The sequence below is a fragment of the Corynebacterium afermentans subsp. afermentans genome, assembly GCF_030408355.1.
Taxonomy (GTDB): domain Bacteria; phylum Actinomycetota; class Actinomycetes; order Mycobacteriales; family Mycobacteriaceae; genus Corynebacterium; species Corynebacterium afermentans.
The window spans coordinates 1328990-1353157 of record NZ_CP046606.1; the positions used below are offsets into that span (position 1 = coordinate 1328990).

At 64.4% G+C, this 24168-nt stretch carries 18 protein-coding genes; 5 read left to right on the plus strand and 13 right to left on the minus strand.

Going from position 1 to position 24168, the window contains the following annotated elements; genetic code table 11:
• Window positions 1-2 precede the first annotated feature (2 nt).
• From CAFEA_RS06360 to aspS, 6 genes are all read right to left on the minus strand, one after another.
• The gene (locus CAFEA_RS06360) at window positions 3-1151 is read right to left on the minus strand and encodes an endolytic transglycosylase MltG (RefSeq protein ID WP_253704875.1); all 1149 of its coding nucleotides are present in this window, start codon (window positions 1149-1151) and stop codon (window positions 3-5) included.
• Window positions 1152-1153: 2 nt separating this feature from the next.
• Window positions 1154-1642 carry a Holliday junction resolvase RuvX gene (gene ruvX, locus CAFEA_RS06365; protein WP_063936781.1) on the minus strand — a complete coding sequence of 163 codons (489 nt, stop codon included), beginning with the start codon at window positions 1640-1642 and terminating at the stop codon, window positions 1154-1156.
• Window positions 1643-1782: 140 nt separating this feature from the next.
• Complete coding sequence (gene alaS, locus CAFEA_RS06370; protein ID WP_063936782.1) at window positions 1783-4449, minus strand: alanine--tRNA ligase; 2667 nt, start codon at window positions 4447-4449, stop codon at window positions 1783-1785.
• Window positions 4450-4522: 73 nt separating this feature from the next.
• Window positions 4523-5884: a replication-associated recombination protein A gene (locus CAFEA_RS06375; RefSeq protein ID WP_394326876.1), complete on the minus strand. Its 1362-nt coding sequence runs from the start codon at window positions 5882-5884 to the stop codon at window positions 4523-4525.
• 12 nt (window positions 5885-5896) lie between these two features.
• Window positions 5897-7159: a protein kinase family protein gene (locus tag CAFEA_RS06380; protein WP_063936783.1), complete on the minus strand. Its 1263-nt coding sequence runs from the start codon at window positions 7157-7159 to the stop codon at window positions 5897-5899.
• A 7-nt stretch (window positions 7160-7166) separates the two neighbouring features.
• Window positions 7167-8990: an aspartate--tRNA ligase gene (gene aspS / locus CAFEA_RS06385; protein WP_063936911.1), complete on the minus strand. Its 1824-nt coding sequence runs from the start codon at window positions 8988-8990 to the stop codon at window positions 7167-7169.
• Window positions 8991-9171: 181 nt separating this feature from the next.
• Between aspS and ypfJ the strand changes: the two genes are divergently transcribed.
• From ypfJ to CAFEA_RS06400, 3 genes are all read left to right on the plus strand, one after another.
• Window positions 9172-10098 (plus strand): KPN_02809 family neutral zinc metallopeptidase, encoded by a 927-nt coding sequence (ypfJ, locus tag CAFEA_RS06390; protein WP_034998836.1) that lies wholly within the window; start codon window positions 9172-9174, stop codon window positions 10096-10098.
• A gap of 210 nt (window positions 10099-10308) precedes the next feature.
• A complete protein-coding gene (locus tag CAFEA_RS06395) occupies window positions 10309-11031 on the plus strand; it encodes a CBS domain-containing protein (protein WP_063936784.1) in 723 nt (240 codons plus the stop codon).
• Window positions 11032-11086: 55 nt separating this feature from the next.
• Window positions 11087-12481 (plus strand): L-serine ammonia-lyase, encoded by a 1395-nt coding sequence (locus CAFEA_RS06400; RefSeq protein WP_063936912.1) that lies wholly within the window; start codon window positions 11087-11089, stop codon window positions 12479-12481.
• Here CAFEA_RS06400 and hisS read toward each other — a convergent pair.
• Both hisS and CAFEA_RS06410 read right to left on the minus strand, forming a co-directional pair.
• Window positions 12478-13776 (minus strand): histidine--tRNA ligase, encoded by a 1299-nt coding sequence (gene hisS / locus CAFEA_RS06405; protein WP_063936785.1) that lies wholly within the window; start codon window positions 13774-13776, stop codon window positions 12478-12480. The genes CAFEA_RS06400 and hisS overlap by 4 nt on opposite strands.
• 48 nt (window positions 13777-13824) lie before the next feature.
• Window positions 13825-14460: an MBL fold metallo-hydrolase gene (locus CAFEA_RS06410; protein WP_172796697.1), complete on the minus strand. Its 636-nt coding sequence runs from the start codon at window positions 14458-14460 to the stop codon at window positions 13825-13827.
• Between the two features lie 107 nt (window positions 14461-14567).
• Between CAFEA_RS06410 and CAFEA_RS06415 the strand changes: the two genes are divergently transcribed.
• Both CAFEA_RS06415 and CAFEA_RS06420 read left to right on the plus strand, forming a co-directional pair.
• A complete protein-coding gene (locus tag CAFEA_RS06415; RefSeq protein WP_063936787.1) occupies window positions 14568-15527 on the plus strand; it encodes a peptidylprolyl isomerase in 960 nt (319 codons plus the stop codon).
• A 142-nt stretch (window positions 15528-15669) separates the two neighbouring features.
• Complete coding sequence (locus CAFEA_RS06420) at window positions 15670-15969, plus strand: hypothetical protein (protein ID WP_063936788.1); 300 nt, start codon at window positions 15670-15672, stop codon at window positions 15967-15969.
• A gap of 190 nt (window positions 15970-16159) precedes the next feature.
• Here CAFEA_RS06420 and CAFEA_RS06425 read toward each other — a convergent pair whose 3' ends face one another.
• The 5 genes from CAFEA_RS06425 to secF all read right to left on the minus strand — a co-directional run bounded on the left by CAFEA_RS06425 (window position 16160) and on the right by secF (window position 24167).
• The gene (locus CAFEA_RS06425; protein ID WP_063936789.1) at window positions 16160-18217 is read right to left on the minus strand and encodes a bifunctional metallophosphatase/5'-nucleotidase; all 2058 of its coding nucleotides are present in this window, start codon (window positions 18215-18217) and stop codon (window positions 16160-16162) included.
• A gap of 185 nt (window positions 18218-18402) precedes the next feature.
• Complete coding sequence (locus CAFEA_RS06430; RefSeq protein WP_051106379.1) at window positions 18403-20634, minus strand: RelA/SpoT family protein; 2232 nt, start codon at window positions 20632-20634, stop codon at window positions 18403-18405.
• A gap of 92 nt (window positions 20635-20726) precedes the next feature.
• Window positions 20727-21302, minus strand: coding sequence for an adenine phosphoribosyltransferase (locus CAFEA_RS06435; RefSeq protein ID WP_063936790.1), 576 nt, complete (start codon window positions 21300-21302; stop codon window positions 20727-20729).
• Between the two features lie 17 nt (window positions 21303-21319).
• Entirely contained in the window at window positions 21320-22942 is a 1623-nt protein-coding gene (locus CAFEA_RS06440) for an ABC transporter substrate-binding protein (protein WP_063936791.1), read from the minus strand.
• Window positions 22943-22955: 13 nt separating this feature from the next.
• Window positions 22956-24167, minus strand: a complete 1212-nt coding sequence (secF, locus tag CAFEA_RS06445; RefSeq protein WP_076589869.1) for a protein translocase subunit SecF — start codon at window positions 24165-24167, stop codon at window positions 22956-22958.
• Window position 24168 lies beyond the last annotated feature (1 nt).

Sequence of the window (24168 nt, forward strand, 5' to 3'; positions counted from 1 at the left end):
GGTTAGCGCTGCGAATCCAGCACGCCAGAATCCACCGCACGCTGGGTGTCGTTGAGGTGCTGCTCGAACGTGTCGTTGAAGATGGTCGTGCCGTCCTTGTCCACGGTGACGAAGAACAGCCAGTTGCCTTCGGCCGGGTTCTCCATTGCCTCGATGGCCTCGATGGACGGAGAAGCGATCGGGGTCTGCGGCAGGCCGTCCATGGCGTAGGTGTTCCACGGGGTGACGCGGCCGCGGTCTTCGTCGGTGGTGGCAACCTCAACGGAAGGCAGGCCGTAGTTCACCGTGGAGTCGAATTCCAGGCGCATCGGCTCGTCCAGACGGTTCAGGATCACTCGCGCGACCTTGTCGAACTCGCCTGCCGGAGCCTCGCGCTCGACCAGGGACGCTGCCGTGAGCAGCTCGTACGGGGTCAGGCCAACCGCCTTGGCACGGCCGACAATGTCGGTGGACTCGTACTGCTTGGCGGAGCGCGTGATCAGATCGGTGAGGATCTCCTCGGCGCTAGCGTGCGGGTCGATGATGTACTCGCCCGGGGCGATGAGGCCTTCGAGCCTCTTCGCGTCGCCAGCCCGGCCGGCAACGGTCTCGCGGGCCCACTCAGGAACACCAAGAGCCTCTGGATCCGCTTCCGCAGCAACCTTGTTCAGCTCTTCCAGCTTCAGGCAGTCCGGCGCCGGTTCCTCGCCGCAGGCGGACTGCTGAATCATGGTCAAAATTCCCAAGCGCTTCTGTCCGCCGAGGATATTGATGTCCATCAAGGTGGCCCCGCCGTAGACCTGCAACGGAGTAATGCGCTGCTGCGGATCCAAAAGCGCGTCCACCGCGGAGTCGGCGCTCATCTCTCCCTGCAGGCGGTAGAAGCCCGGCTGGATATTGTCGGCGTTCGCATTGTTTGCCGCGGCAGTTTGGAACGCGTTGTCGGAGGCGACGATGCCACGCTCCTCCAGCTCAGGACCAAGCGCGGAAAGGCTTGCGCCTTCCTTGATGTGCACTACCTGTTCTTCGCCGTTACCAGTGCCCTCGAAGTCGGACACGTTGTTGCCGCGGGCGATGGCAATCCAAGCGATCAGGCCGATGATCAGCAGGAGCGAAGTAACCAGCACCGCGGTGTTTCGTGTGCGCCGCATGGCGGCTTGTCGTGGGGTCACGGTTAATTCTCCTTGAGGTAGTTTTTGCGGCCGTCCAGCCATGATTGCAGAATCTCTACCGCCGCCGCTTGGTCGATCACGGCGCGCGCGTCCTTTTCCCGCACGCCGGAGGCACGCAGTGCCTGGGTGGCCGCGACCGTGGTCAGCCGCTCGTCCGCCACTTTCACAGGCACGTCGCTGCGGCGCTTGATGCGGAAGGCTATTTCCTTTGCATGCTTGACGCTCTTGGAGCCGTCGCCGTTGAGGTTCGACGGCAGGCCGACGACAACTTCCACGGCTTCAAACTCGTCGATAAGCTCAAGCAAACGCTCGATGTCCTCGCCGTCGCGGTCTTTGAATCCGGTGACCCGGCGGACCGTTTCCACCGGGGTGGCAAGCGTCGCGTCCTGGTCGGAGGAGGCCACGCCGATGCGGACAGTGCCCACATCAATGCCGATGCGGCGCCCCTTCCCCGGGTCGTTGAGCCCCGGGGTGTCTGGCTGCACCTTCATCCGTGTGTCCTTTCCACCTTCGGCGCCTACGGGAACAGGCCGGTTAACGGCTGGGCGGCCAACTGGCCTTGGTTAAACCTAACCGTTTCCTGTGGAACCGGCGGGGTGCTGTCTCGGCGTGTCACGCATTACATCGCTGATTACTCCGCGAGCGATTCACGCACCGCGCGCAGCGCATCCTCGATTCCGGCCGGGTTCGCACCGGTGCCCTGTGCCAGGTCCGGCTTACCGCCTCCCTTACCGTCGACGTACTGCCCGATCAGCTTCACCAGGTCGCCGGCCTTCACACCGGACTGCACAGCCTGCTGCGTTGCGGCAGCGGCCAGGGAGACCTTGCCGTCCACCTGGGACAGCAGCACGATCACAGCGTCTTCTGCCTGGAGCTTGCCGCGCAAGTCGTTGGCGATCGTGCGCAGGTCGCCAGTGGTAATGCCTTCGGGCAGATGCTTTGCGACGACACGGTGCTCGCCCACCGTCTGCGCCTCATCCGCCAAGTTGGCGGTGGATGCCAGAAGCTGCTGGCGGTGCAGGTTCGCAATTTCTTTTTCTGCCGCGCGCAGACGCTCGCTGAGCTGGGCGATGCGGTCCGGCAGCTCCTCGGTCGGCGCCTTCAACTCCGCCGCCAGGCCAGACGCGAGTGCAGCCTCCTTGGACAGGAACTTGAAAGAATCCATGCCGGAGTACGCCTCAATGCGGCGCGCGCCGGAGCCGACGGAGGACTCGCCGAGGACGGCCACCGGGCCGATCTGGGAGGCGTGCTCGACGTGGGTGCCGCCGCACAGCTCGACGGAGAACGGGCCGCCGATCTCCACCACACGCACGGTGTCGCCGTAGCTCTCGCCGAACAGCGCCATCGCGCCCATCTCTTTCGCCTTGTCCAGCGAGGTTTCAATCGTGTTGACTGCGAAGTCCGCGTCCACCGCCTGGTTGGTGATGGTGGCGATTTCCTGCAGCTGCGCGTCCGTGAGCTGGTCGGTGTAGTTGAAGTCGAAGCGCAGGTAACCCGGCTTGTTCAAGGAACCAGCCTGGACTGCGGCGGGGCCGAGCACCTGGCGGATCGCCGCGTGGATCAGGTGGGTCGCGGAGTGCGCCTGTCGCGCGCCGTGGCGCCACGCGCCGTCCACCTCGGCGGTGACGGTGGAGCCCAGATCCAGCCCGCCGTTTTGCACCGTGGCCTTGTGCAGCCACAGCTTCTTGCCCACGCGCTGGACGTCGTTGACGTTGAGGATGGTCTCGCCCATGAGCAGGCGGCCGCGGTCTGCCATCTGGCCGCCGGACTCGGCGTACATCGGGGTGACATCGAGGATGACCTCGACCTCGTCGCCCTGGGAGACCTCGCCGACCTTTTCGCCGCCTCGCACGAGACCGATCACCTTCGCGTCGTGGGTGAGCTGGTCGTAGCCGACGAACTCGGTCGGGTTCGCATCCACCCACTCGCGGTAGAGCGATTCGTCCACGTTGCGGTGCTTCTTCGCCTTGTTGTCGGCCTTGGCGCGCTCGCGCTGCTCCTGCATCGCGGCGTTGAAGGCGTCCATGTCCACGTCCAAGCCGGCCTCGCGCGCCATCTCCACGGTCAGGTCGATTGGGAAACCGTAGGTGTCGTGCAGCTCGAAGGCCTGCGCGCCCGGCAGGACCTTGGCGCCGGATGCGGACACGGCGGACGCGGCCTCGTCGAAACGCGAGGTGCCCGCCTCCAGGGTCTTGGAAAACGCCTTCTCCTCGGCGACCGCCACGCGCAGGATGCGCTCGCGGTTGTCCGCGATCTCCGGGAACGACGGGGTCATGGTGTCCATGATGGTGTTCATCAGCGTCTCCATCACCGGGCCGGTGGCGCCCAGCAGGCGCGCGGAGCGGATGATGCGGCGCAACAGGCGGCGCAGGATGTAGCCGCGGCCCTCGTTGGAGGGGGTCACGCCGTCGAGGATGATCATCATGCCGGTGCGCGCGTGGTCGGCGACGACGCGGAAGCGGACATCGTTGTCCTTGTTGCCGGCGTCGTACTTCGCTCCTGTGAGCTCGACAGCGGCGTCAATCACGGGGCGCAGGAGGTCGGTCTCGTAGACGTTGTCCACGCCTTGGAGCAGGCAAGCCACGCGCTCGATGCCCATGCCGGTATCGATGTTTTTCTGCGGCAGCTCGCCGACGATCTCGAAGTTGCCCTTCTTGTCGCCCTCGCCGCGGATGGACTCCATGAACACGAGGTTCCAGATCTCCATGTAGCGGTTGTCGTCGGCGATCGGGCCGCCCTCGACGCCGTATTCCGGGCCGCGGTCGTAGTAGATCTCAGAGCAGGGGCCGCACGGTCCCGGGATGCCCATGGACCAGAAGTTGTCCTCCATGCCCATACGCTGGATGCGCTCTTCTGGGATGCCGATCTTGTCGCGCCAGATCGAGGCCGCCTCGTCATCGTCCAGGTAGACGGTCACCCACAGGCGTTCCGGATCCAGGTCCAGACCGCCGTCTTCGACAGCGCCAGTGAGCAGTGTCCAGGCGTGCGTGATTGCGCCTTCCTTGAAGTACTGGCCGAAGGAGAAGTTGCCGGCCATCTGGAAGAACGTGTTGTGGCGGGTGGTAATGCCCACTTCCTCGATGTCCAGGGTGCGCACGCACTTCTGGATGGAGGTGGCGGTGCCGTTTTTGAAATCCGGAGTCTGGTCGCCCAGGAAGTACGGCTTGAACGGCACCATGCCGGCGTTGACGAACAGCAGCGTCGGGTCGTCCAGAATCAGCGGGGCGCTCGGCACCGGGGTGTGGCCAGCCTCGACGAAGTGGTTGGTGAACCGCTCTCGGATCTCATGGGTTTGCACGCGTGATTGTCCTTTCAGCAGCGCCGGTTTTTATCCGCGCTTACTCTACCCCGCGCCCGCACGCAGCCCGGTGTCACCGTCCGCGGACGAGGGCACGCAACCTACCGATGAAGTCTTTGATGCGCCGCTCCGCACCATGGTCGGTGGGTTCGTAGTAGACAGCATCTTCGAGACCGTCGGGCATGTACTGCTGCTTAACGACGCCCAAAGGATCATCGTGCGGATAGACATATCCCACCGCATTGCCCATGGCCTTCGCGCCTTCATAGTGCCCGTCGCGCAGGTGCGCCGGCACCGGCGGGGCGTAGCCTGCGCGCACGTCCGCCAACGCCCGGTCGATGGACTGGATCACCGACGGCGACTTCGGCGCCGTGGCCAAGTGGATCGTCGCCTGCGCAAGGGCGAGCCTTCCCTCGGGCATGCCGATGAACTGCACCGCGTTCGCCGCCGCGTTGGCGGTCTGGAGCGCAGTTGGATCCGCCATGCCAATGTCTTCGGACGCGTGGATGACCAGGCGGCGGGCAATGAACCGCGGGTCCTCTCCCGCCTCAATCATCCGCGCCAGGTAATGAAGCGCGGCATCCACGTCGGAACCGCGGATAGATTTGATGAACGCACTAACGATGTCGTAATGCTGGTCGCCGTCGCGGTCGTAGCGCACCACCGCGCGGTTCACGTTTTCTTTGACGGTGTCGACGGTGATGGTCTCCCCCGGCTGCACCGCCTCCGCCGCAGCTTCCAGATAGGTCAGCGCCCGGCGGGCGTCGCCGCCGGCGAGGAGGACCAGCTGGTCCTGTGCAGCGCTGTCAAGCTCGAATTCGCCGCCAAATCCGCGTTCGTCTGCCATCGCCCGGTCCAGCACCCCGCGCAGGTCGTCCTCGTTCAAGGACTCCAGCTTCAGCAGCAGCGAACGCGACAGCAGCGGCGCTACCACGCTGAAACTCGGATTCTCCGTCGTCGCTGCGACCAGCAGCACGGTGCGGTTTTCCACGGCGGCCAGCAACGCGTCCTGCTGGGTCTTAGAAAACCGGTGCACCTCGTCGATGAACAGCACGGTTTTCTCGCCGCGAATTAGGTCTCGCCGTGCTTCGTCAATTACGGCACGCACTTCCTTCACGCCCGAGGACAGCGCCGACAGGGCGACGAAGTTCTGCCCCATCGCAGACGCGATCAGCGATGCGATGGTGGTCTTGCCGGTGCCCGGCGGGCCGTAGAGGATCACCGAGGCGGCTCCAGAGCCGTCGATAAGCCTGCGCAGCGGCTTGCCCTCGCTGAGTAGGTGACGCTGGCCCGCGATCTCGTCGAGGGTCCGCGGACGCATGCGCGCGGCCAAAGGGGCAGATGCCCCCGCCTCGAAGAAGGCGGTGCCGCGGTTTCCCAACTCACCGCGGCCGTCTTGCCCTGCGGCTGCGGAGAAAAGTCCCTCTTGCTCCACCCAAACCTCTCCTTATCGCAAGCGCTCAGCCAACGTCTGGGCGAAGTGGCTTATCGTTTGGTACGCGGGATCCTTGCCCGCGCCCGCGAATGCTGCGAGGGACTCGAACGTCTCACGCAAATCCCTGCGCACCAGCGCTTCGTCTGCGGTGAACGGCCCCTTCGAGTACGGACGCAAAACGTCACCGGCATGGTCTGCGGGATGCTCTTCAGTCTCTCCGCCCGCTTCAAGCGGCCCGAGGTCAGACACGTCGAGACCGGCGGCCTCGAAGTCCTCTTTGAGCTTGGCGTCGTGCTCCAACAAATCGGCCGGGCTGACCGGATCCAGCATCGCCACACTGCTCATGGCCCACCCGATAATGCCTGCAGTGATCCGCGCTTGGAGCGTATCCGGGTGCTCCACGCTGGGCCAGATGCCTCGCACTTCGCTCACCCAAGCGTCAATGAACGCCTCGGTCGCTTCCGCGTTAAACGGCTGCGCCGCAAGAAAGACCGGGAAGCGTGCGACCACAAACGCCACATCGAAGGTCACGTTCCTGAAGCCTGCCCACTCGTAATCCAAAAAGTGGAAGGAGTTGCCGGCCTGAATGACGTTGTCCGGGGTCAAGTCGAACGGCGTGAACGCGCGCATGCCTCCCCGCAGCAGACGGGTGCGCACGTTTGTGGCGGCAAACCGGACCTCCCCCGGGATCTCGATGCCGGCGTTTTCCAAAAACTCCACGCCGATGCGGATGCGGTGCGACAGCAGACGATCACGCAGCAGCTGCAAGTTCGCCGCGTTCTTCCGCGAACGCGTCATGCGCTGGAACAGCACGTTGAACGCGTCCTCGTCGTCCGCGGTGCCGACATGCATCTTGCCCAACGCCCGGCCGAGCCGGCGCAGCAGGTCCACGTGGGTTTCCGGGTCCGCGTCCTGCAGCAAGTCGGCCAGTGTGCGGCCGTCGCCCAGGTCCGAGATGATCAGGATGCGCTGGGCGGTGTCGTAGCCCAGCAGCACCGGTCCCGGGCGCACTTCCTCGCTTAACGACGTCGCGAACTGATACGCCACCGTCTCGCGCAAAAATGCCGCGTCCGCCAGCTCGTCACCGGTTGCCGGCGAATGCTTCACCACCACCGAGCGGTGCTGGAAAAACGGGTTGTTAACCACGCGCGCCCGGAACACGTCAGCCAGCCCTGAGCCGTCGAGTCTTTCGACGTCCACAAGCTGCTGCTCGCCGCCATAGCGCTTGGTCAGTATGTCGGCGGCTGCGCGGATGATCTCCTGCGTATCGCCCATCGCTGGCCTACTTGTCGGCTCCTGCCGCCTCGGCCTCGCCGCCTTTGCTCTCGGCATCCTTCTTCGGCTTAAAGTCCACGCCGGTCTCCTTGCGCTGCTCCGCCGGAATCGGCGCCGGGGCATCGGTCAACGGATCCACGCCGCCGCCCGACTTCGGGAAGGCGATGACATCGCGGATGGATTCGAAGCCACCGAGCAGGGACACGATGCGGTCCCAACCGAAGGCGATGCCGCCGTGCGGCGGGGCGCCGTACTGGAATGCATCCAGCAGGAAGCCGAACTTCTCGTCCGCTTCCTCGTCGGTGATACCCATGACTTCGAACACGCGCTTTTGCACATCGTGCTCGTGGATACGGATGGAGCCGCCGCCGATCTCGTTGCCGTTGCACACGATGTCGTAGGCGTAGGCGAGTGCCTCGCCCGGGTTCTTTTCGAAGTTGTCCAGGAACTCCGGCTTCGGGGAGGTAAAGGCGTGATGCACGGCGGTCCACTTGGAATGGCCGAGCGCGACGTCTCCGGAAGCGGTGGCATCGGCGGCCGGCTCAAACAGCGGCGCGTCGACGACCCAGGTAAACGCCCAGTCGCCGTCCTTGATCAGGTCCAGCTTGCGGGCAATCTCGCCGCGGGCTGCACCCAGCAGCGCACGGGACGCCTTCGTTTCGCCGGCGGCGAAGAAGATGCAGTCGCCCGGCTTCGCGCCGACGTGCTCGGCGATGCCGGCCTTCTCCTCGTCGGTGATGTTCTTGGCCACCGGGCCAGTCAACTCGCCGTCCTCCTGGACCAGGATGTAGGCAAGACCCTTGGCGCCGCGCTGCTTCGCCCACTCCTGCCACGCATCGAGCTGGCGACGCGGCTGGGAGGCGCCGCCTTCCATGACAACGGCGCCGACGTACTCGGCCTTGAACACGCGGAAGGTGGTGTCCTTGAAGAACTCGGTGCACTCCACCAGCGGGATGTCGAAGCGCAGGTCCGGCTTGTCAGAGCCGTACTTCTCCATCGCCTCCTTGTAGGTCATGCGCGGGATCGGAGTCTGGATGTCGTAGCCGATCAGCTTCCACAGCTCCACCAGGATCTCTTCGGCGAGCTCGATGATGTCGTCCTGGTCCACGAAGCTGGCCTCAACGTCTAGCTGGGTGAACTCCGGCTGACGGTCCGCACGGAAATCCTCGTCGCGGTAGCAGCGTGCCAGCTGGTAGTAACGCTCCATGCCGGCCACCATGAGTAGCTGCTTGAACAGCTGCGGCGACTGCGGCAGCGCGTACCAGGAGCCCGGCTTCAAACGAGCCGGCACGAGGAAGTCACGCGCGCCCTCCGGGGTGGAGCGCGTCAGCGTCGGGGTTTCAATCTCGGTGAAGTCGTGGTTGTCCAGCACGCGGCGCGCTGCCTGGTTCGCCTTCGCGCGCAGACGCATCGCTTTCGCCTGGCGCTCGCGGCGCAGATCCAGGTAGCGGTAGCGCAGGCGAGCTTCCTCGCCGACCTCGCTGGAGGATGCGTCCTCGATCTGGAACGGCAGCGCCGCCGCCTTGTTCAGCACCTTCAGGTCAGTGACGTTGACCTCGATCTCACCGGAGGCGAGGTTCGGGTTCGCCGAGCCCTCCGGGCGTGGCTCAACCGTGCCAGTGACCTGGACGACAAACTCGCTGCGCAGGTCATGCGCGGCCTCCGCGACCGCGGGCTCACGGAAGACCACCTGAGCCAGCCCAGAGCGGTCGCGCAGGTCGATAAAGATCACGCCGCCATGGTCGCGACGGCGGGCCACCCAGCCGGTGAGAGTGACAGTTTGGCCTTCGAGTTCTTTATTCAGGTTCCCCGCAAGGTGAGTGCGCAGCACGGTTTCCACGTCCTTCCACGTGATGGCGAATCTAACCTGGCAAAGTTTACCCGGCGCTGAGGCGACGCGCGTCCGGCCCCCTGAAGCACGCTAGAGAACTGGGTACCTCGTACGGGACTGGACCCCGACTAAACCGACCCAGATCCAACACGTGCCCTAGATATTTGGCACAATTCTGACCATGACTTTCAGAGGCGATTACGCGCAGGGCCAAGGTGGCAACGTCAATACCAGTTCCGGCGGCGGCCGCGGAGGCGGCGGCCTGGGCGGCGGCGCGATGATGCTGCTGCCGCTCCTTTTGCGCGGAGGCGGCGGCGGAACCATCATTTTGGTCCTGCTGGCGCTGCTGTACTTCAGCGGTGCGTTCAACGGCATTCTCGGTGGTGGAGGCAACGACTCCCAGTCGCAGTCCCAGGACGAGTACTCGCTGGAGCACTGCCAGGAAGCCGGTTCTTCCAACGAGTACGACGATTGCCGCGCAGCAGCGACGATGGGGTCGTTGAACGCCGTTTGGGCAGACGTGCTGCCTGCCCAGTCCGAAACCCAGTTCACCAAACCGGAGATGACCATCTTCAAAGGCAGCGTGAACTCCGGCTGTGGCTTTGCAAGCTCTGACACCGGCCCGTTCTACTGCCCGCAGGACACCACCGCGTACCTGGACGTTAGCTTCTTCGACCAGCTGTCCCAGCTCGGCGGCTCCAACGGCCCGCTGGCGCAGGAGTACGCCACCGCCCACGAGTACGGCCACCACATCCAAAACCTTGAGGGCACCCTCGGTTTAAGCGACTACAAGAACCCGGGCCAGGATTCCGCCGCGGTGGCTATCGAGCTGCAGGCCGACTGCTACGCGGGCCTGTGGGCGCACCACGCCTCCAAGGGTGAGAACGCAGCACTTGAGCCGATCACCGACGAGCAGCTGCAACAGGCGCTGCAGGCGGCGCAATCCATCGGCGACGACAACATCCAGAAGCGCTCCGGCGGCGAGGTCGACCCGGACGCGTGGACCCACGGTTCTTCGGAACAGCGCATGCAGGCGTTCAAGTCCGGCTACGAAACTGGCCAAATGTCAGCTTGCGACACGCTCAACCGCGGCGTGTACAAGAGCTAAACCGCCGACTCACCGCGCACGAGATCTATCGCATCCCCCTCTCCCCTTTACCCCGCCGGGGCTGGATCCAGCTAGTGGCACCTCGTTTATCGCCCCCTTGGGCCGATTAGCTGGACCGTGATAGCTGGATTCGCGGATGGAGCCCACGCCAAAAACCCACCGAAACGCTTGCTATCCACTTCGAAACGGCACGACGCTACAGTGGCCGCCATGAGCAATGCTGAGCCCAACCGCGCCGTGCCGTTTCTTGCTGCGTTCAACTCCATCGAGAAATTCTTGCGCACCGAACTCGATGCCAAACGGTCCGATTCTTTTTCGTGGATGGCCCGTCTCGCGGCGAAGAAGGGCATTGTCGCACTGGAGCAATCCGAGACGCTGCAGGAGTTCGCCGATCTGCGCAACGCGATTAGCCACGGCGAGTACGACAACTTGCGCCCGATCGCCGAGCCGCTGCCGGAAACCGTCGCTGAGATTGAGCGGATCCGGGATTCGCTGCTCGCACCGACGCTGGCTCTGGACGTGGTTGAGCACCAGCGGGTGGTCACCTTCTCCCCTGACGCCGACATCCACGAGCCGTTGGGGATTATCGCCTCTGAGGGCCTCGCCCAATTCCCGGTCTACGAAGGCGGCGAGTGCGTCGGCCTCCTCACCACCAATGCGATTGCGCGGTGGCTAGCGGCGGAGCTGCGTGAGGACGACACGATCGCGGCAGGCACCGTGGCAGACGTGATTGAACACAGCGGCAAGTTGGACCAGCCGATTTTCCTGCCGCGCAACGTCACCGCGGCGGCTGCCGTAGAGGCGCTGAGCACCCCGCTCGAGTCTGGCGCGGTTCCCCGCCTCGCCATCATCACCGAACACGGAAAGCCGACGCAGAAGCCGATATCGGTGCTAGGTGCGACCGACATTCCGGCCCTTGCGCAGGAAACCTAATAAACCCGGTTTCGCTGTGGCGCTGCACACCTTTTCGTGCTGTAGTATCCGCGACATGTCTGCAAACTTTGTAAGCGTTGTTGACCTGTTCAGCATTGGCATCGGCCCGTCTTCCTCCCACACCGTCGGTCCGATGCGCGCCGCCCAAACGTTCATACGCAATCTCGACAGCTTCCCGGCCAAGGTGCTGGTGGAGCTGCGCGGATCTCTCGCGGCCACCGGCGTCGGCCACGGCACCGACCGCGCAGCGCTGCTGGGCCTTGTCGGCTACACCCCCACGACCACGTCGGCTGATGTCGAGCCGAAACCGGGAGAGCCGATTCCCGCCACCGGCAGCATTTCCGGGCCCGCCGGCACCGTCGAATACGTGCTGCGGTTCGACCCCGCTCCTGTGGCGGCGCACCCGAACTGCCTCATCTTCGACGGGTGGGATGCTAACGGCAATGTGCTTGCCGAGCGCGAGGATTACTACTCCGTCGGCGGCGGCTTCATCCAGGACCGCTGGGAGATGGAGGCGCACCGCGACGAAACCGGCGTGGCCTCCGCCCGTGAGATTCCGTCGGTGCCCTATCCCTTCAACACCGCAGCGGAGCTCATGCAGCTTTGCGACGAGACCGGCTTGACCATCGCCGAAATCATGCGCGCCAACGAAGAGTCCATCCACGGCCGTGAAAAACTCGACGCCCACTTGGACGCGGTGTGGAACGTGATGCAGGAATGCGTCGCACACGGTTTGAAGACTGAGGGCACCCTGCCCGGCGGGCTGAACGTCAGGCGGCGCGCGAACCGTCTCCACCGCCTGCTCACCGCCGAGTACGAAGCGTCCACCGCCCGCGGGCTGGACGCGATGGAGTGGGTCAACCTCTACGCGCTGGCCGTCAACGAGGAAAACGCAGCGCACGGCCAGGTGGTCACCGCGCCGACGAACGGCGCCGCCGGCATCATCCCCGCGGTGATGCACTACTGCCGCGACTTCACCGACGACTTCACCGTCGAGCGCGCCCGCAACTTCCTGCTCACTGCGGGCGCAGTCGGCTCCATTATCAAGACCAACGCATCCATCTCAGGTGCTGAGGTGGGCTGCCAGGGCGAGGTCGGCTCTGCCTCATCCATGGCGGCCGCCGGCATGTGCGCCGCGCTGGGTGGCACGCCTGCCCAGGTGGAAAACGCCGCGGAGATCGCCCTCGAGCACAACCTCGGCCTGACCTGCGACCCCGTCGGCGGGCTTGTGCAAGTGCCCTGCATCGAGCGCAACGCCATCGGCGGTGTGAAGGCCATCAACGCAGCCCGTCTGGCCAAGCTCGGCGACGGCACCAACATCGTCACCCTCGACGATGTGGTGGAGACCATGGCCGCCACCGGCCGCGACATGATGACGCAGTACAAGGAGACGTCCATGGGCGGCCTTGCAGTGCAACTGGGCCTGCCGGTGAACATCACCGAGTGCTAAATGTCGGCTCCCCCGCTGGCGATCGCCTGGGTCACGGCCTGGACTGACAGCGCCACGGACTCCTGCGAGTGCTGCGCGAGGTCCTTCACAGCCACCTCGCCGGCCTCCAACTCGCGCTCGCCGAGCACGAGCGCGTACTTCGCACCGGCGCGATCGGCGCCCTTCATCGAGCCCTTGAGTCCGCGCTGCCCGTAGGACATGTCGGCGGAAACGCCGGCGGCGCGGAGCTCGTCGATAAGCTTGCTCATCTTCACACGCGCCTCGTCGCCGATGGCGATGCCAAACACGTCCACACGGTGCGAAGCCTCTTCCAGCTCGACGCCCTCAGCCTCAAGGGCGAGGACGGCGCGGTCGACGCCGAGGCCGTAGCCGATGCCGGACAGATCCGGGCCGCCGATCTGGGCCATCAAGCCGTCGTAGCGGCCGCCGCCGCCGATGCCGGACTGCGCGCCCAAGCCGTCGTGGACGAACTCGAAAGTGGTCTTGGTGTAGTAGTCCAGCCCGCGCACCATGCGGGGGTTGATCACGTACGGCACACCGAAGCTGTCCAGAGCCGCGGTGACAGCGTCGAAGTGGGCGCGGCAATCGTCGCAGAGGTGGTCCAGCATCAGCGGCGCATCCGCGGTCATCTCGCGGACTTCCTCGCGCTTGTCGTCCAGCACGCGCAGCGGGTTGATCTCCGCGCGCTTGCGGGTTTCCTCGTCCAACGGCAGGTCGAAGAGGAACTGCTGCAGCTTCTCGCGGTACGCCGGCCGGCAGTTCCTATCGCCCAGGCTGGTCAGCTCGAGGCGGAACCCGCTCAGGCCGATAGCACGGTAGCTACGGTCGGCCAACGCGATGACCTCAGCGTCTAACAGCGGATCGTCCATGCCGATGGCCTCCACGCCCACCTGCTGCAGCTGGCGGTAACGGCCGGCCTGGGGGCGCTCGTAGCGGAAGAACGGGCCGTAGTAGTTCAGCTTCACCGGCAGGTAGCCGCGGTCCATGTTGTGCTCGATAAACGCGCGCATCACGCCGGCAGTGCCCTCCGGGCGCAGCGTGACGGAGCGGCCGCCGCGGTCCTCGAAGGTGTACATCTCCTTGCTCACCACGTCGGTGGACTCGCCCACACCGCGGGCGAAGAGCGTCGTGTCCTCGAACACCGGCAGCTCGATGTGCTGGTAGCCGGCGATGCGCGCCTGGCGGGCAAACTCGTCGCGCACATGGATAAACGCCGCCGATTGCGGCGGCGCGTAATCCGGCACACCCTTCGGGGCGGAAAGCTTCTGAAACTGGTCGTTCTTGTTCTCGCTCACACCGGGCAAGTCTAGTCCAGCCCTCCCCCGCCCGGAGCGAGTACCCGTTTAGCGGTCCGAGTTGGCCTGGCGCAGGTACGGGTTGGTTGCGCGCTCCTGCGCTACCGTCGTAGCCGGGCCGTGGCCAGGCAGCACCTGCAGTTCGTCGCTCAGATCCCACACCGGATCGCGGAGGGACTGACGCATCTGCTCCGGGTCCGAATCCGGCAGGTCCGTACGGCCGATAGACCCGCGGAACAGCACGTCTCCGGAGAAGACCACATCGTTGGCAACAAGCATCACACAGCCCGGCGAGTGCCCCGGTGCGTGCACCACGCGCAACTCCACGCCCGCGACTTGCAGCGCTTGCCCACCCTCGAGCGGCGTGGGGTTGTCGATTGGGGGCATGGCGGAGGCGTCGTAAAGCTGGCGTGCTTGCTCGCTGACCCCCTCGCCGCGCAGCAGCATGAACGCGTCGGCGGGGTGGATGAACGTCTCAACTCCGAACGCAGCGGCATCGCGGATGTGGTCGATGTGTCCGTGCGTGAGCACCACCGCCTCGACGGTCAGCCCCTGCTCCTGCGCCATCTGGCTCACCGCCTCGTGCGCGCCCAGCCCCGGGTCGATCACAAACGCGCGATCCCCATGAGCAACGACATAGCAGTTGGTTTGAAAAGGTCCTGCGGCGAAACCGGCGATTCTCATGCTGGCCACTATATCGGTGCTGATAGGCTTTCTAGCCGTTCAAGGGGCGGATGCTTAACGACGTCCAGCTCCGCCCATCCCAACAAATTGGCGAGGTGTAAACCCCAGTGGCATCGAACGAACAGCGCGGCAAAGAAGCCCTGTCCCACCTGAAAAGCGAGCTGGACTCGCGCGACCGCAAAGAAAAGTCCCGCCCGTGGTCGGTGGCGGCAATCTCCGCGGCAGTGATCGCGCTGATCGGCGGCGGCATTTACTTTGCGGCCAACAACGACAGCGGCGAGGACCTGGCTGCCAGCGAAACTACCGCTGCTTCCGAGTCCACTACCGAGGAGCAGGAGCCTTTCGACGCGTCGGAGTTCGAACCGATCGCCACTAAGCGCGAGCAGGCGCTGCCGCCGACTGTGAACTGCGCCTACAACGAGGCTGCGGAGCAGGGCGGCGACGGCGTTGGCACCCCGAAGACTGAGGGAGTGTCCACCGAGGGCACCCTCACCGTTGAGCTGGACACCAACCAGGGCCCGATCGGCATGGAGCTGGACCGTGCGGCCTCCCCCTGCACCGTCAACGCCATCGAGTACCTCGCTGAGGAAGGCTTCTACGACGACACCGTCTGCCACCGCCTGACTACAGGCGACGGCCTGAAGGTGCTGCAGTGCGGCGACCGTGCCGGCACCGGCGCCGGCGGACCGGGCTTCCAGTTCGCTAACGAGCTGCCCACCGACAAAGCGCTTGAGGGCATCGACCTGTCTGAGGCGGGCATCCCGGAGGGTGCCTCGGAGGAAGAGATGATGCAGGCCAAGACGATGCTGCTGCAGCAAAGCAGCGAGCCGCAGCGCTACGACCGCGGCACCATCGCCATGGCGAACGCCGGCGTGGACACCAACGGCTCCCAGTTCTTCCTCAACTACGGCGACTCCGTGCTGCCGCCGCTGTACACCTACTTCGGCCAGATCGACGACGAGGGTCTTGCCACCCTGGACAAGATCGTCGAGGCTGGCGTTGAAGGTGGTCAGCAGGGCGGCGCCCCGGCCGACGAGGTCCGCGTCAAAAAGGCGTCCGTGAAGTAGCACGGTGGAGTAACGCTTCCGCGCGCTGAAGCGACGTAGCTCTGGGAATCACCTCAAAATCTGCTGTCCGGTGTAGCGCACCACCAGCGCACCCATTAGCATTCCGAGAAGAACACACATTTTTACGAGTGAGGAAAATTCGATGAAGCTTCGCACCAGCCTTGCAGCGGCAGCAACCGCCACCGCGGTCATGATTTCCGGCGCCGCAGTCGCCGACGCTGCACCCACTGTCAACGACACCGCGCAGAGCAAGTCCAAGGACTCCAACAACAAGGACTCTGACAAGAAGACCATCAAGGACAGCTTGTCCTCGTCTGATGAAGAAGGATCCTCCATCGAGGACATGAGCCCGGAGGAGCTGAAGAGCTGGATCGCCGTGGTCACCGCGATCATCGGCATGCTCACCCAGGTGCTCTCCATCGCGGCCAAGTTCGCACGCTAGTCCTCGCGCCGCTGCGTGTAGACACAACCGGCTCCCTACAACCGGCTACCAACGGATTTTTCCAGAGGTAACCGGTTCTAGGCAGCCGGTTCTTTTCATCCCCCAATACCGCAGCGCCGCCGACTCCCAATTGTGAGGAACCGGCGGCGCTGTCGCGTGCAACCTGTATCAGATCATGCTCATGCTCGTCTTACTTGTTGTTGTTCAGCAGCGCGATCGGGCCGAGCACGGAGTCGATCGGGAATGCCAGTGCCAGCGGGAGCACCAGTACCAGGACAGCGGCGATCACACCGAGGATGACACCGATCGGCGCATCGGAGGAGCCGTTCTCTTTTGCCGGCTTGTCCTTGCCGTCGTCTTCTGCCGGCTTGTCAGCCTGAGCGACGGTCACCGGCAGGGACACCATGGTGCCTGCGTCGGTGGTGATCTCCAGGGTCTGCTCACCTGCGGCCTCGGCCGGGATCTCGAGCTCGACCTTTGCGCGGCCCTGCTCGCCGAAGCCCGTGTCGGCGTCGGTGACCTCGTTGTCCACCTCGGCCTCGGCGGTTGCCTCGCCCAGCTTGACGGAAGCGGTCTTCGCCATCGGCTCACCCTCGGAGGAGTAGCTCAGGGAGGTCAGCTCGATGATGTTCTTCTGGCCAGCCTTCAGGCCGCCCTCCGGGAGCACAACGCCGACGTCCTTCTGACCCGTGCGGATCTTGGCAGCGCCGGAATCGAGATAGTCAACGAACGCCTGCAGGTCGTTGTAGCCCACGGTGTTGCGCTCCGTCGCCTTGGCCGGGTCGATGAATTCGTCACCGCCGTCGAAGAGGAAGGAAGATGCTGCCACGCGGTACTTCTTATCCATCTCCACCGGCTTGCCGTCGATGGAGATAGAGGTGATCTTCTCACCGCGCGGAGCGTCCGGGTTGTAGGTGTAGGAGACGTTGTCGGACAGGCCCATGTCCAGGCGCGGGCGGCCCGACTTTTCTGCGGCCTCCGGGGTCTGCCACTGGTTCTCCAGGGCCTCCTTAATTGCCGCGCCGGTGAGGGTTGCGACATCGATGCTGTTGCTGAACGGCTGGACGCTGAAGGCCTGCTGGTAAGTCACATCGCCTTCCTTGAGGTCGTCGCGGACGCCGCCCGCGTTCATCACACCTAGGTCGATGTCTTCCCCGAGGAACTTCTCAAGGGCGACCAGAGCGGACTCGGCGATCATGTTGTTGGCGGTGGACTCAGTGCCGCGGTTGGTGCCGGTCTTGTCGCCCGGGTTGGAGCCACGCTGGAAGGTATCGCCTACCTTGGCCACAACCTTCTGGCCCAGCTCGTCCGCCTCAGCCTTGGCTTTTTCGACCAGAGCCTCGACCTCCTCGTCCGGAGTGATACCGAGCTTTTCCAAGTCGGTGATGTCGTACTGCTCCGCGGAGTGGGAGACGATGTCCTTCGTCTCTTTGTCGAAGGTGAACGCCAGATCAGTGACGATCTTGCCGTACTCGTAGGACTGGAAGTACGGAACATCCGCGTCCACGTTCATGTCCTGGATGTGGGAGTCGCCGCCGAAGACGAAGTCCACGTAGTCCTTGTCGAGCTTCTCGGAGGCTTCCTTGGCCGGATCGTGGATCAAAGCGATGACGACGTCTGCCTCGCCATTGTCCTTGATCTTCTTGGCTTCCTCGTTGACCTGCAGCGCGGAGTCCCTGATGTCCAGCCCCTTGACATTTTCCGGGTTGGACTTGGCTACGGTCAGGTTGGAGGTGGTGCCCACCAGCGCGATCTTGACGCCATCGCGCTCGACGATGATGTACGGCTTGACCTCGCGGGTGCCGTCCTCCTTGAAGATGTTCGCACCGATCTGCTTGTCGTTGGTGCCCGGGATGATGCGCTCGATCAGGTCCTGGTAGCCCTTGTCGAACTCGTGGTTGCCCACGGCGGTGCCGTCGGTGCCGATGGCGTTGACGAAGTCCATCGTGTACTTATCGTCGGAGATCGCGGAGATAAACGCGGAGCCGCCCTGGTTGTCGCCGGAGTTGGTGACAATGGTGTTCGGGTTCTTGGAGCGGATGTAGTTCATGATGCCGGCGACGTTGGCGGCACCCATCTCCTTGTTGTACTCGTTGTACTCCAGGCGACCGTGGAAGTCGGTGATGTTGGCGACGTTGATCGTGACCTGGTCAGCCTCGGCGGCTGCAACGAACGGTGCTGCGGTGAGCACGACGGCGGTCGTGGTGGTTGCGGCGATCAGCGCGCCAGCGCGGCGGAAATCAAACACGGGGAACTCCTCGGATTCGGGGGACGGTGTCCTTTCCTTGTATCTCTTTTCCGGCGTTCCCGCAGGGCAATCACGCAGACCGCGCTCACTTTTACTGGGGAAATAACCTCGCGTGCACTAACAATTCACCTGCCGGAAACCTGGGCGCCGGCTCAGAGGAGGGTGAGGGGGACCTTTGGTCGTCACTAAGCAGTGACGCGATAGACGTCAAAGACTCCCTCGATGTTGCGGATCTGATTCATGATGGACCCCAGCTGCTTAATATCGGAGACCTCGATGGTCAAACGAATCATGGCGATGCGGTCGTCTCCCGCCTGAGACGACATGGCCAGGATGGGCAGCTTTGCCTCCGAAAGCACCCCGGTGGTCTCCGTGAGCAGGCCGTTTCGGTCCAATGCCTCCAGCTGGATGGTGGCCCGCGACGAGCTCTTGTGCGAGCGCTGGTTCGCCCACTCGACATCAACCAGGCGCTCCGGCTCGCCCTTGAGCTTGTTGGCGTTGGTGCAATCGGTGCGGTGCACCGACACTCCCCCGCCGCGGGTGACAAAACCGAAAATGGCGTCGCCGGGCACCGGCTGGCAGCACTTAGCCAACTTCGCCATCACATCCGGGCTGCCTTCCACCAGGATCGCGGGGCCGTCGCCGCTGGCCTGCGGGCGCACCAACGCCGACATCGGGGTGCGTGCCGTGAGCGCATCAACGGCGTCGTCGTCGCCGCCGAACATGTCCATCAGCAGGTGCGCGACGTGCTGACTGGAGACGTTGCCCGCGCCGATCGCCGTGTACAGCGCGTCCACGTCCTGGTAGTGCAGGCGAGTCGCCACCTGTCGCATGGACTCGTTGGTGAAAAGACGGTGCATTGGCAACCCGCCGCGCTGCACCTCCGCGGCGAGCGCGTCGCGGCCTGCCTCGAGCTGCTCCTCGCGGCGCTCCTTGGCAAACCACTGGCGGATCTTCGCCTTCGCGCGCGGGGAGACCACAAAATCCCGCCAGTCGCGCGACGGTCCCGCGTTCTGGTCCTTGGAGGTGAAAATCTCCACCCTGTCGCCGGATTTGAGCTCGGTTTCCAACGTCACCAGCTTGCCGTTGACCTTGGCGCCGATGCAGCGGTGACCGACCTCGGTGTGCACCGCATAGGCGAAGTCCACCGGGGTGGAACCAGCAGGCAGGTCCACCACATCGCCCTTCGGGGTGAAGGCGAAGATTTGCTGGCTCGCTAGGTCGTAGCGCAGGGAATCCAGAAACTCGTTCGGGTCGGCTGCTTCCTTCTGCCAATCCAGCAGCTGGCGCATCCACGCCATCTGATCCACTTCGGACTGGTCGCCCTTGTGCGAGCCCTTCGTTTCTTTGTAGCGCCAGTGCGCCGCCACGCCGAACTCGGCGTTGTAGTGCATCTCATGGGTGCGCACCTGCACCTCGAGCGGGCGGCCTGTCTGCGTCATCACCGTGGTGTGCAACGACTGGTACACACCGAAACGCGGATTGGAGATGTAGTCCTTGAACCGGCCCGGCATCACGGAGTACAGGGAGTGCACCACGCCGATCGCCGCGTAGCAATCGTTGACGGTCTCTACCAACACGCGGATGCCCACCAGGTCGAAGATCTCGTTGAAGTCGTGACCACGCACGGCCATCTTCTGGTAGATCGACCAGTAGTGCTTCGGCCGTCCCATCACCTCGGCGGTGATGCCGTTGGAGGCAAGCTCTCGTTGCAGCACGTCGGTGATCTCCCGCAGCGCCCTGTCGCGGGACGGCGCGTGGTCCGCGACCATGCGCACAATCTCCTCGTACTTCTTCGGCTGCAGGATGGCGAAAGCCAGGTCTTCCAGCTCCCACTTCACACTCGCCATGCCCAGGCGATGAGCCAGCGGGGCGATGACGTCGAGCGTTTCCTGCGCCTTCTTCGCCTGCTTCTCCGGCGGCAGAAAGCGCATGGTCCGCATGTTGTGCAAGCGATCAGCCACCTTGATCACCAGCACGCGCGGATCCTCCGCCATCGCCACGATCATCTTGCGGATGGTCTCCGCCTCGGCCGCCGCGCCGAGCGCGACCTTGTCCAGCTTGGTCACGCCGTTGACCAGTTTGGCCACCTCGGGCCCGAAATCGCGGGTGAGGTCGTCGAGGGAGTAGTCGGTGTCCTCCACCGTGTCGTGCAGCAGCGCAGCCACCAGCGTGGTGGTGTCCATGCCAATTTCGGCGCAGATGGCCGCCACCGCGAGCGGGTGGGTGATGTACGGATCCCCCGATTTACGGAAAACCCCCTCGTGCAGGCGCTCCGCAGTGGAATACGCGCGGTCGAGCAGTTCCGCGTCAGCCTTGGGGTGGAATTTGCGGTGCAACGACAGCAACGGGTCCAGCACCGGGTTTGTCTTCGACCGGCTGTTGCCCGTCAGTGACCGCGCCAGACGGGCAGACATGCTGCGCACGGAGGGGCCTGTCCTCTTCACCGGCTTGTCAGACACTCTTAGCCTCCGATTCCAGAACTTCTCCCGCGACTAAAAACGTAAGCCTACGCGTTCCCGGGGTGCTCTTCGCCGAGAACCACCAGCGGGGCGTCGCCAAGCTTGCTGCGCCCGCCGAGGCCCGGCACCTCGAGGACGACCACATAGCCTGCGACGGTGCCGCCGGCGCGCTCGATCAAGTCTCGAGCGGCGACGAGGGTGCCGCCGGTGGCCAGCACGTCGTCTACAAGCACGATGCTCTTGCCGGTGATATCCACACCGTCAGCCGGAATCTCGAGCGCGGCCGAGCTGTACTCCGTGGTGTACTCCTGAGTCATCACCGGCGGCGGCAGCTTGCCCTTCTTCCGGATCGCCAGGATGCCGGTGCCGAGCTCATACGCCACAGCCGAGCCGAGCAGGAATCCACGCGCGTCCAGGCCGCCGATGAGGTCGGCGCCGAGCTTGCGGCTGGCGGTGGCCATTTCCGCAATGACGATGTTCAACGCTGCCGGATCTGCGAGCACCGGGGTGAGGTCCTCGAACAGGACGCCTTCTTCCGGGAAGTCCTGCACGTGACGGATCTTGTCCTTCAGGGCGTCGCGGGCGGTGGCGTAGCGGTTGCCGTCGATAGGTGTGGGGGCCATTGGTGTGGATTCTCCTGTTACTTTTCGGCCGGGGTTGTTTCTGTGTTCAGCTGCCACCGGTCCATGTTCCAGCCGATGCCGGCAAGACCTGTGTACGGCACCACGTTACGCACTGCGCCATCTACGGCGAAGGTGCGGGGCTGCGCGGCGAGCGGAATTGACGGCAACTGCTTCCACAGGTGCCCTTCCTGGGCGCGCAAGGCACCGAGTTCCTGAGCGCGGTTATTGGCGGACGGGAACTCCCGCATGGGGTCCGTGGCGTGCAAAATTACGTCGGCCGCGCCGTCGGTCCAAGTCTCGTTGCCCCACTCGTCGTACTCCGCCCGTGGCAGATCCGCGAGCGTTTTTCCGCCCTCGGTCACGTCCTTAACCGTAATTCCCGCGGGCTCGCACGTGCGGCGGATAGATTCCACCATGGCGGCGAAACGCGCGTCCGGGTACGGGTAGCCGATGCGGATCTCTGTGCCGGAAAGCACGGATGCGCCCTCAATGTCCACGTCGAGGTTCGACGCCGCTACGTCCTTGACGCGCGCGGACAGCGGGTCGGCGTGGGGCAGCACGTGCAACGGCGTGACCGGCACGTCAATGCCAGCAACATCGCTCGATGCCTTTGCGACGGCGCGCGGGTCCACGCACTTGGCAAACGCCTGGCGGTTCTCGTGGAAAGCCCACATACCGACGAGTGGGAAGGTCAGCGACTCTGTAAGTTCACCGATCTGGCTGTCAACACTGAGGCGGTTGCCCTCGGCATCCACATCGTGCCAGGCAGGCGAGGTCTGCCGCAAGTCACCGATGCGCAGCGCTTCGTCCTCTGCCAACTCGCCGGAATCAGCGGATCCGGGCCAGATCACCATTTCCGGGGTCTGCGGCGCATCACCGTAGTAGTGCTCGTTGGCTACTAGCGTCACTTCACCCCGCTCCCCGACCTCCGCGATCTTAAACGGGCCGAAGGACACCTGCAGTGCAGGATCGAACTCGGCAAGACTGAAGCCGTGGCGCCACACGTCGCCGATTGGCTTCAGGCGGGAAAAGTCGTTGGACTGCAAGTCGCTGTCGAGTTCTTCGACGCTTTTGCCCAACTTGGCCGCCACTGCGTGAGCGGGCAGCACGGTGCCGGCGTCGAAAAGCCCGCGCCAGCGAGCGCCACGCTTCTCCTTGAAGGTGAGCGTGAATTCCTTGGACCCTGGGGTGCAGGACAGCTCCTCAGTGTCGTCGAACAGAGGCATGTGGGAGCCGAACATGCTGGGATAGTGCCCCGCGGTAAACGTGAGCAGGAAGTCGGAACAGGTCACCGGTGTGCCGTCGGAAAACACTGCTGCGTCGGACAGCGTGTAGATCACCTTGCGCTGATCGCTCGGCAGGACCTGGGTGGTAACCAAGTCCGTGTTCGGAATCATCTGCCCGCTCGGCCCCGGCACGTACACCCCCGGATACAGGCGCACGGAAAGCTGCTCCGCTAGGTCGGTGGCACCTTCCAACGTGCCAGAGTTGGTGGTGCGTAACTCGCCGAGCGCTTGGTAGCCGAACAGCTTCTTCGACTCTTCATTCTCACTGTCGCTTGTGTCGCACGCGGTTAGAGCGAAGATGCTCACAGCCGCTGCAGCCACCGCTGCGACCGCACGGGTGAAACGTCCTGACATGGTTTACCGCCGTCTACCTGCCCGGACGCCAGGTTGAGGAACCGATAGCCCCATCAGCGCTGTCGAGAGAGCTCCCGGCACGGCGCACCGGAGCGGCAACTTGGCGCTTTTCGCGGACAACCTCTTCGGCAGCCTCGTCTTCAAGCTCGCCGGCACCGCGGGCGCGGTAGCGCTCCACGGCTGCGTTGTGCTCCTTGTACTTCTTCTTGTGGTTGACCAGGCTCACCAGCAGCGGGGTGGCCAGGAACAGGGAGGAGAAGATGCCCTCGATCACGCCGATGAGCTGGATCAGGGCGAGATCCTTCAGGGTGCCCACGCCGAGCATCCACACGGCCACGATCATCAGCGCCACAATCGGCAGCGCAGAAATGACGGAGGTGGAGATAGAACGCATCACCGTCTGGTTCACCGCCAGGTTCGCCTCTTCGGCGTAGGTGGAGCGGCGCGAATCCAACACACCAGAAGTGTTTTCGCGCACCTTGTCAAAGACAATGACCGTGTCGTAGAGGGAGAAGGTCAAAACGGTGAGCAGACCGATGATCATCGCCGGGGTGATTTCAAGCCCGAACAGTGCGTAGATGCCAGCGATCAGCACACCGTCCACGATGAGTGCGGCCATCGCGGCGGCCGCCATCTCGCGCTGCAGGCGCACCGCCACGTACACGGCGGCAGCGACGAGGAAGACCGCCATTGCCAGCAGCATGCGGTTGGTGATGGTGGAGCCCCAGGATTCGGAGACCGTGGAGTCGCCGATCGCGTCGGCGCTGGGTTCGCCGTTGTGGTCTTCAATCTGGTACTCGTCGAAAATCGCCTGGCGCGCTGCGTCGATCTGCTCCTGCGTCAGGTGCCCGGAGTTGACCTCAAGCGTGCGGGTGTCGCCGGAACCGACGATCTGGGTTAGCTCCGGAGTCACGCCGGTGGCGTCGACGAAGGTTTCCTCCACTTCTTCGGCCACGAGCTCGCCGGCCGGCATCGTCATCTTGGTGCCGCCCTCGAAGTCGATGCCCATGTTGAAGCCGCGAAAGAGCATGGCCAGCAGGGAGATCACCACAAGCGCGAGCGTGATGCCGTACCACAGCTTGCGGCGGCCAACGAAGTCGATGGCGCCGGTGCCGTCGTACAGCGTCTCCGCCGAGCGCTTCGCTTTCACGGGGGCGGCGACGGTGTTACTTGCGTCCGCTGCCTCGGTGGAGGTGTGTGTCGAAGTTGCCTTGGTGCTCGACATG

What these genes read in the sequence shown, in the direction of transcription:
- ruvX (WP_063936781.1), bottom strand. Translation starts at nt 1,642, where the DNA reads ATGAAGGTGCAGCCAGACACCCCGGGGCTCAACGACCCGGGGAAGGGG.
- CAFEA_RS06380 (WP_063936783.1), bottom strand. Translation starts at nt 7,159, where the DNA reads ATGGGCGATACGCAGGAGATCATCCGCGCAGCCGCCGACATACTGACC.
- ypfJ (WP_034998836.1), top strand. Translation starts at nt 9,172, where the DNA reads ATGACTTTCAGAGGCGATTACGCGCAGGGCCAAGGTGGCAACGTCAAT.
- CAFEA_RS06395 (WP_063936784.1), top strand. Translation starts at nt 10,309, where the DNA reads ATGAGCAATGCTGAGCCCAACCGCGCCGTGCCGTTTCTTGCTGCGTTC.
- CAFEA_RS06400 (WP_063936912.1), top strand. Translation starts at nt 11,087, where the DNA reads ATGTCTGCAAACTTTGTAAGCGTTGTTGACCTGTTCAGCATTGGCATC.
- CAFEA_RS06410 (WP_172796697.1), bottom strand. Translation starts at nt 14,460, where the DNA reads ATGAGAATCGCCGGTTTCGCCGCAGGACCTTTTCAAACCAACTGCTAT.
- CAFEA_RS06420 (WP_063936788.1), top strand. Translation starts at nt 15,670, where the DNA reads ATGAAGCTTCGCACCAGCCTTGCAGCGGCAGCAACCGCCACCGCGGTC.
- CAFEA_RS06430 (WP_051106379.1), bottom strand. Translation starts at nt 20,634, where the DNA reads ATGTCTGCCCGTCTGGCGCGGTCACTGACGGGCAACAGCCGGTCGAAG.
- CAFEA_RS06435 (WP_063936790.1), bottom strand. Translation starts at nt 21,302, where the DNA reads ATGGCCCCCACACCTATCGACGGCAACCGCTACGCCACCGCCCGCGAC.
- CAFEA_RS06440 (WP_063936791.1), bottom strand. Translation starts at nt 22,942, where the DNA reads ATGTCAGGACGTTTCACCCGTGCGGTCGCAGCGGTGGCTGCAGCGGCT.
- secF (WP_076589869.1), bottom strand. Translation starts at nt 24,167, where the DNA reads ATGTCGAGCACCAAGGCAACTTCGACACACACCTCCACCGAGGCAGCG.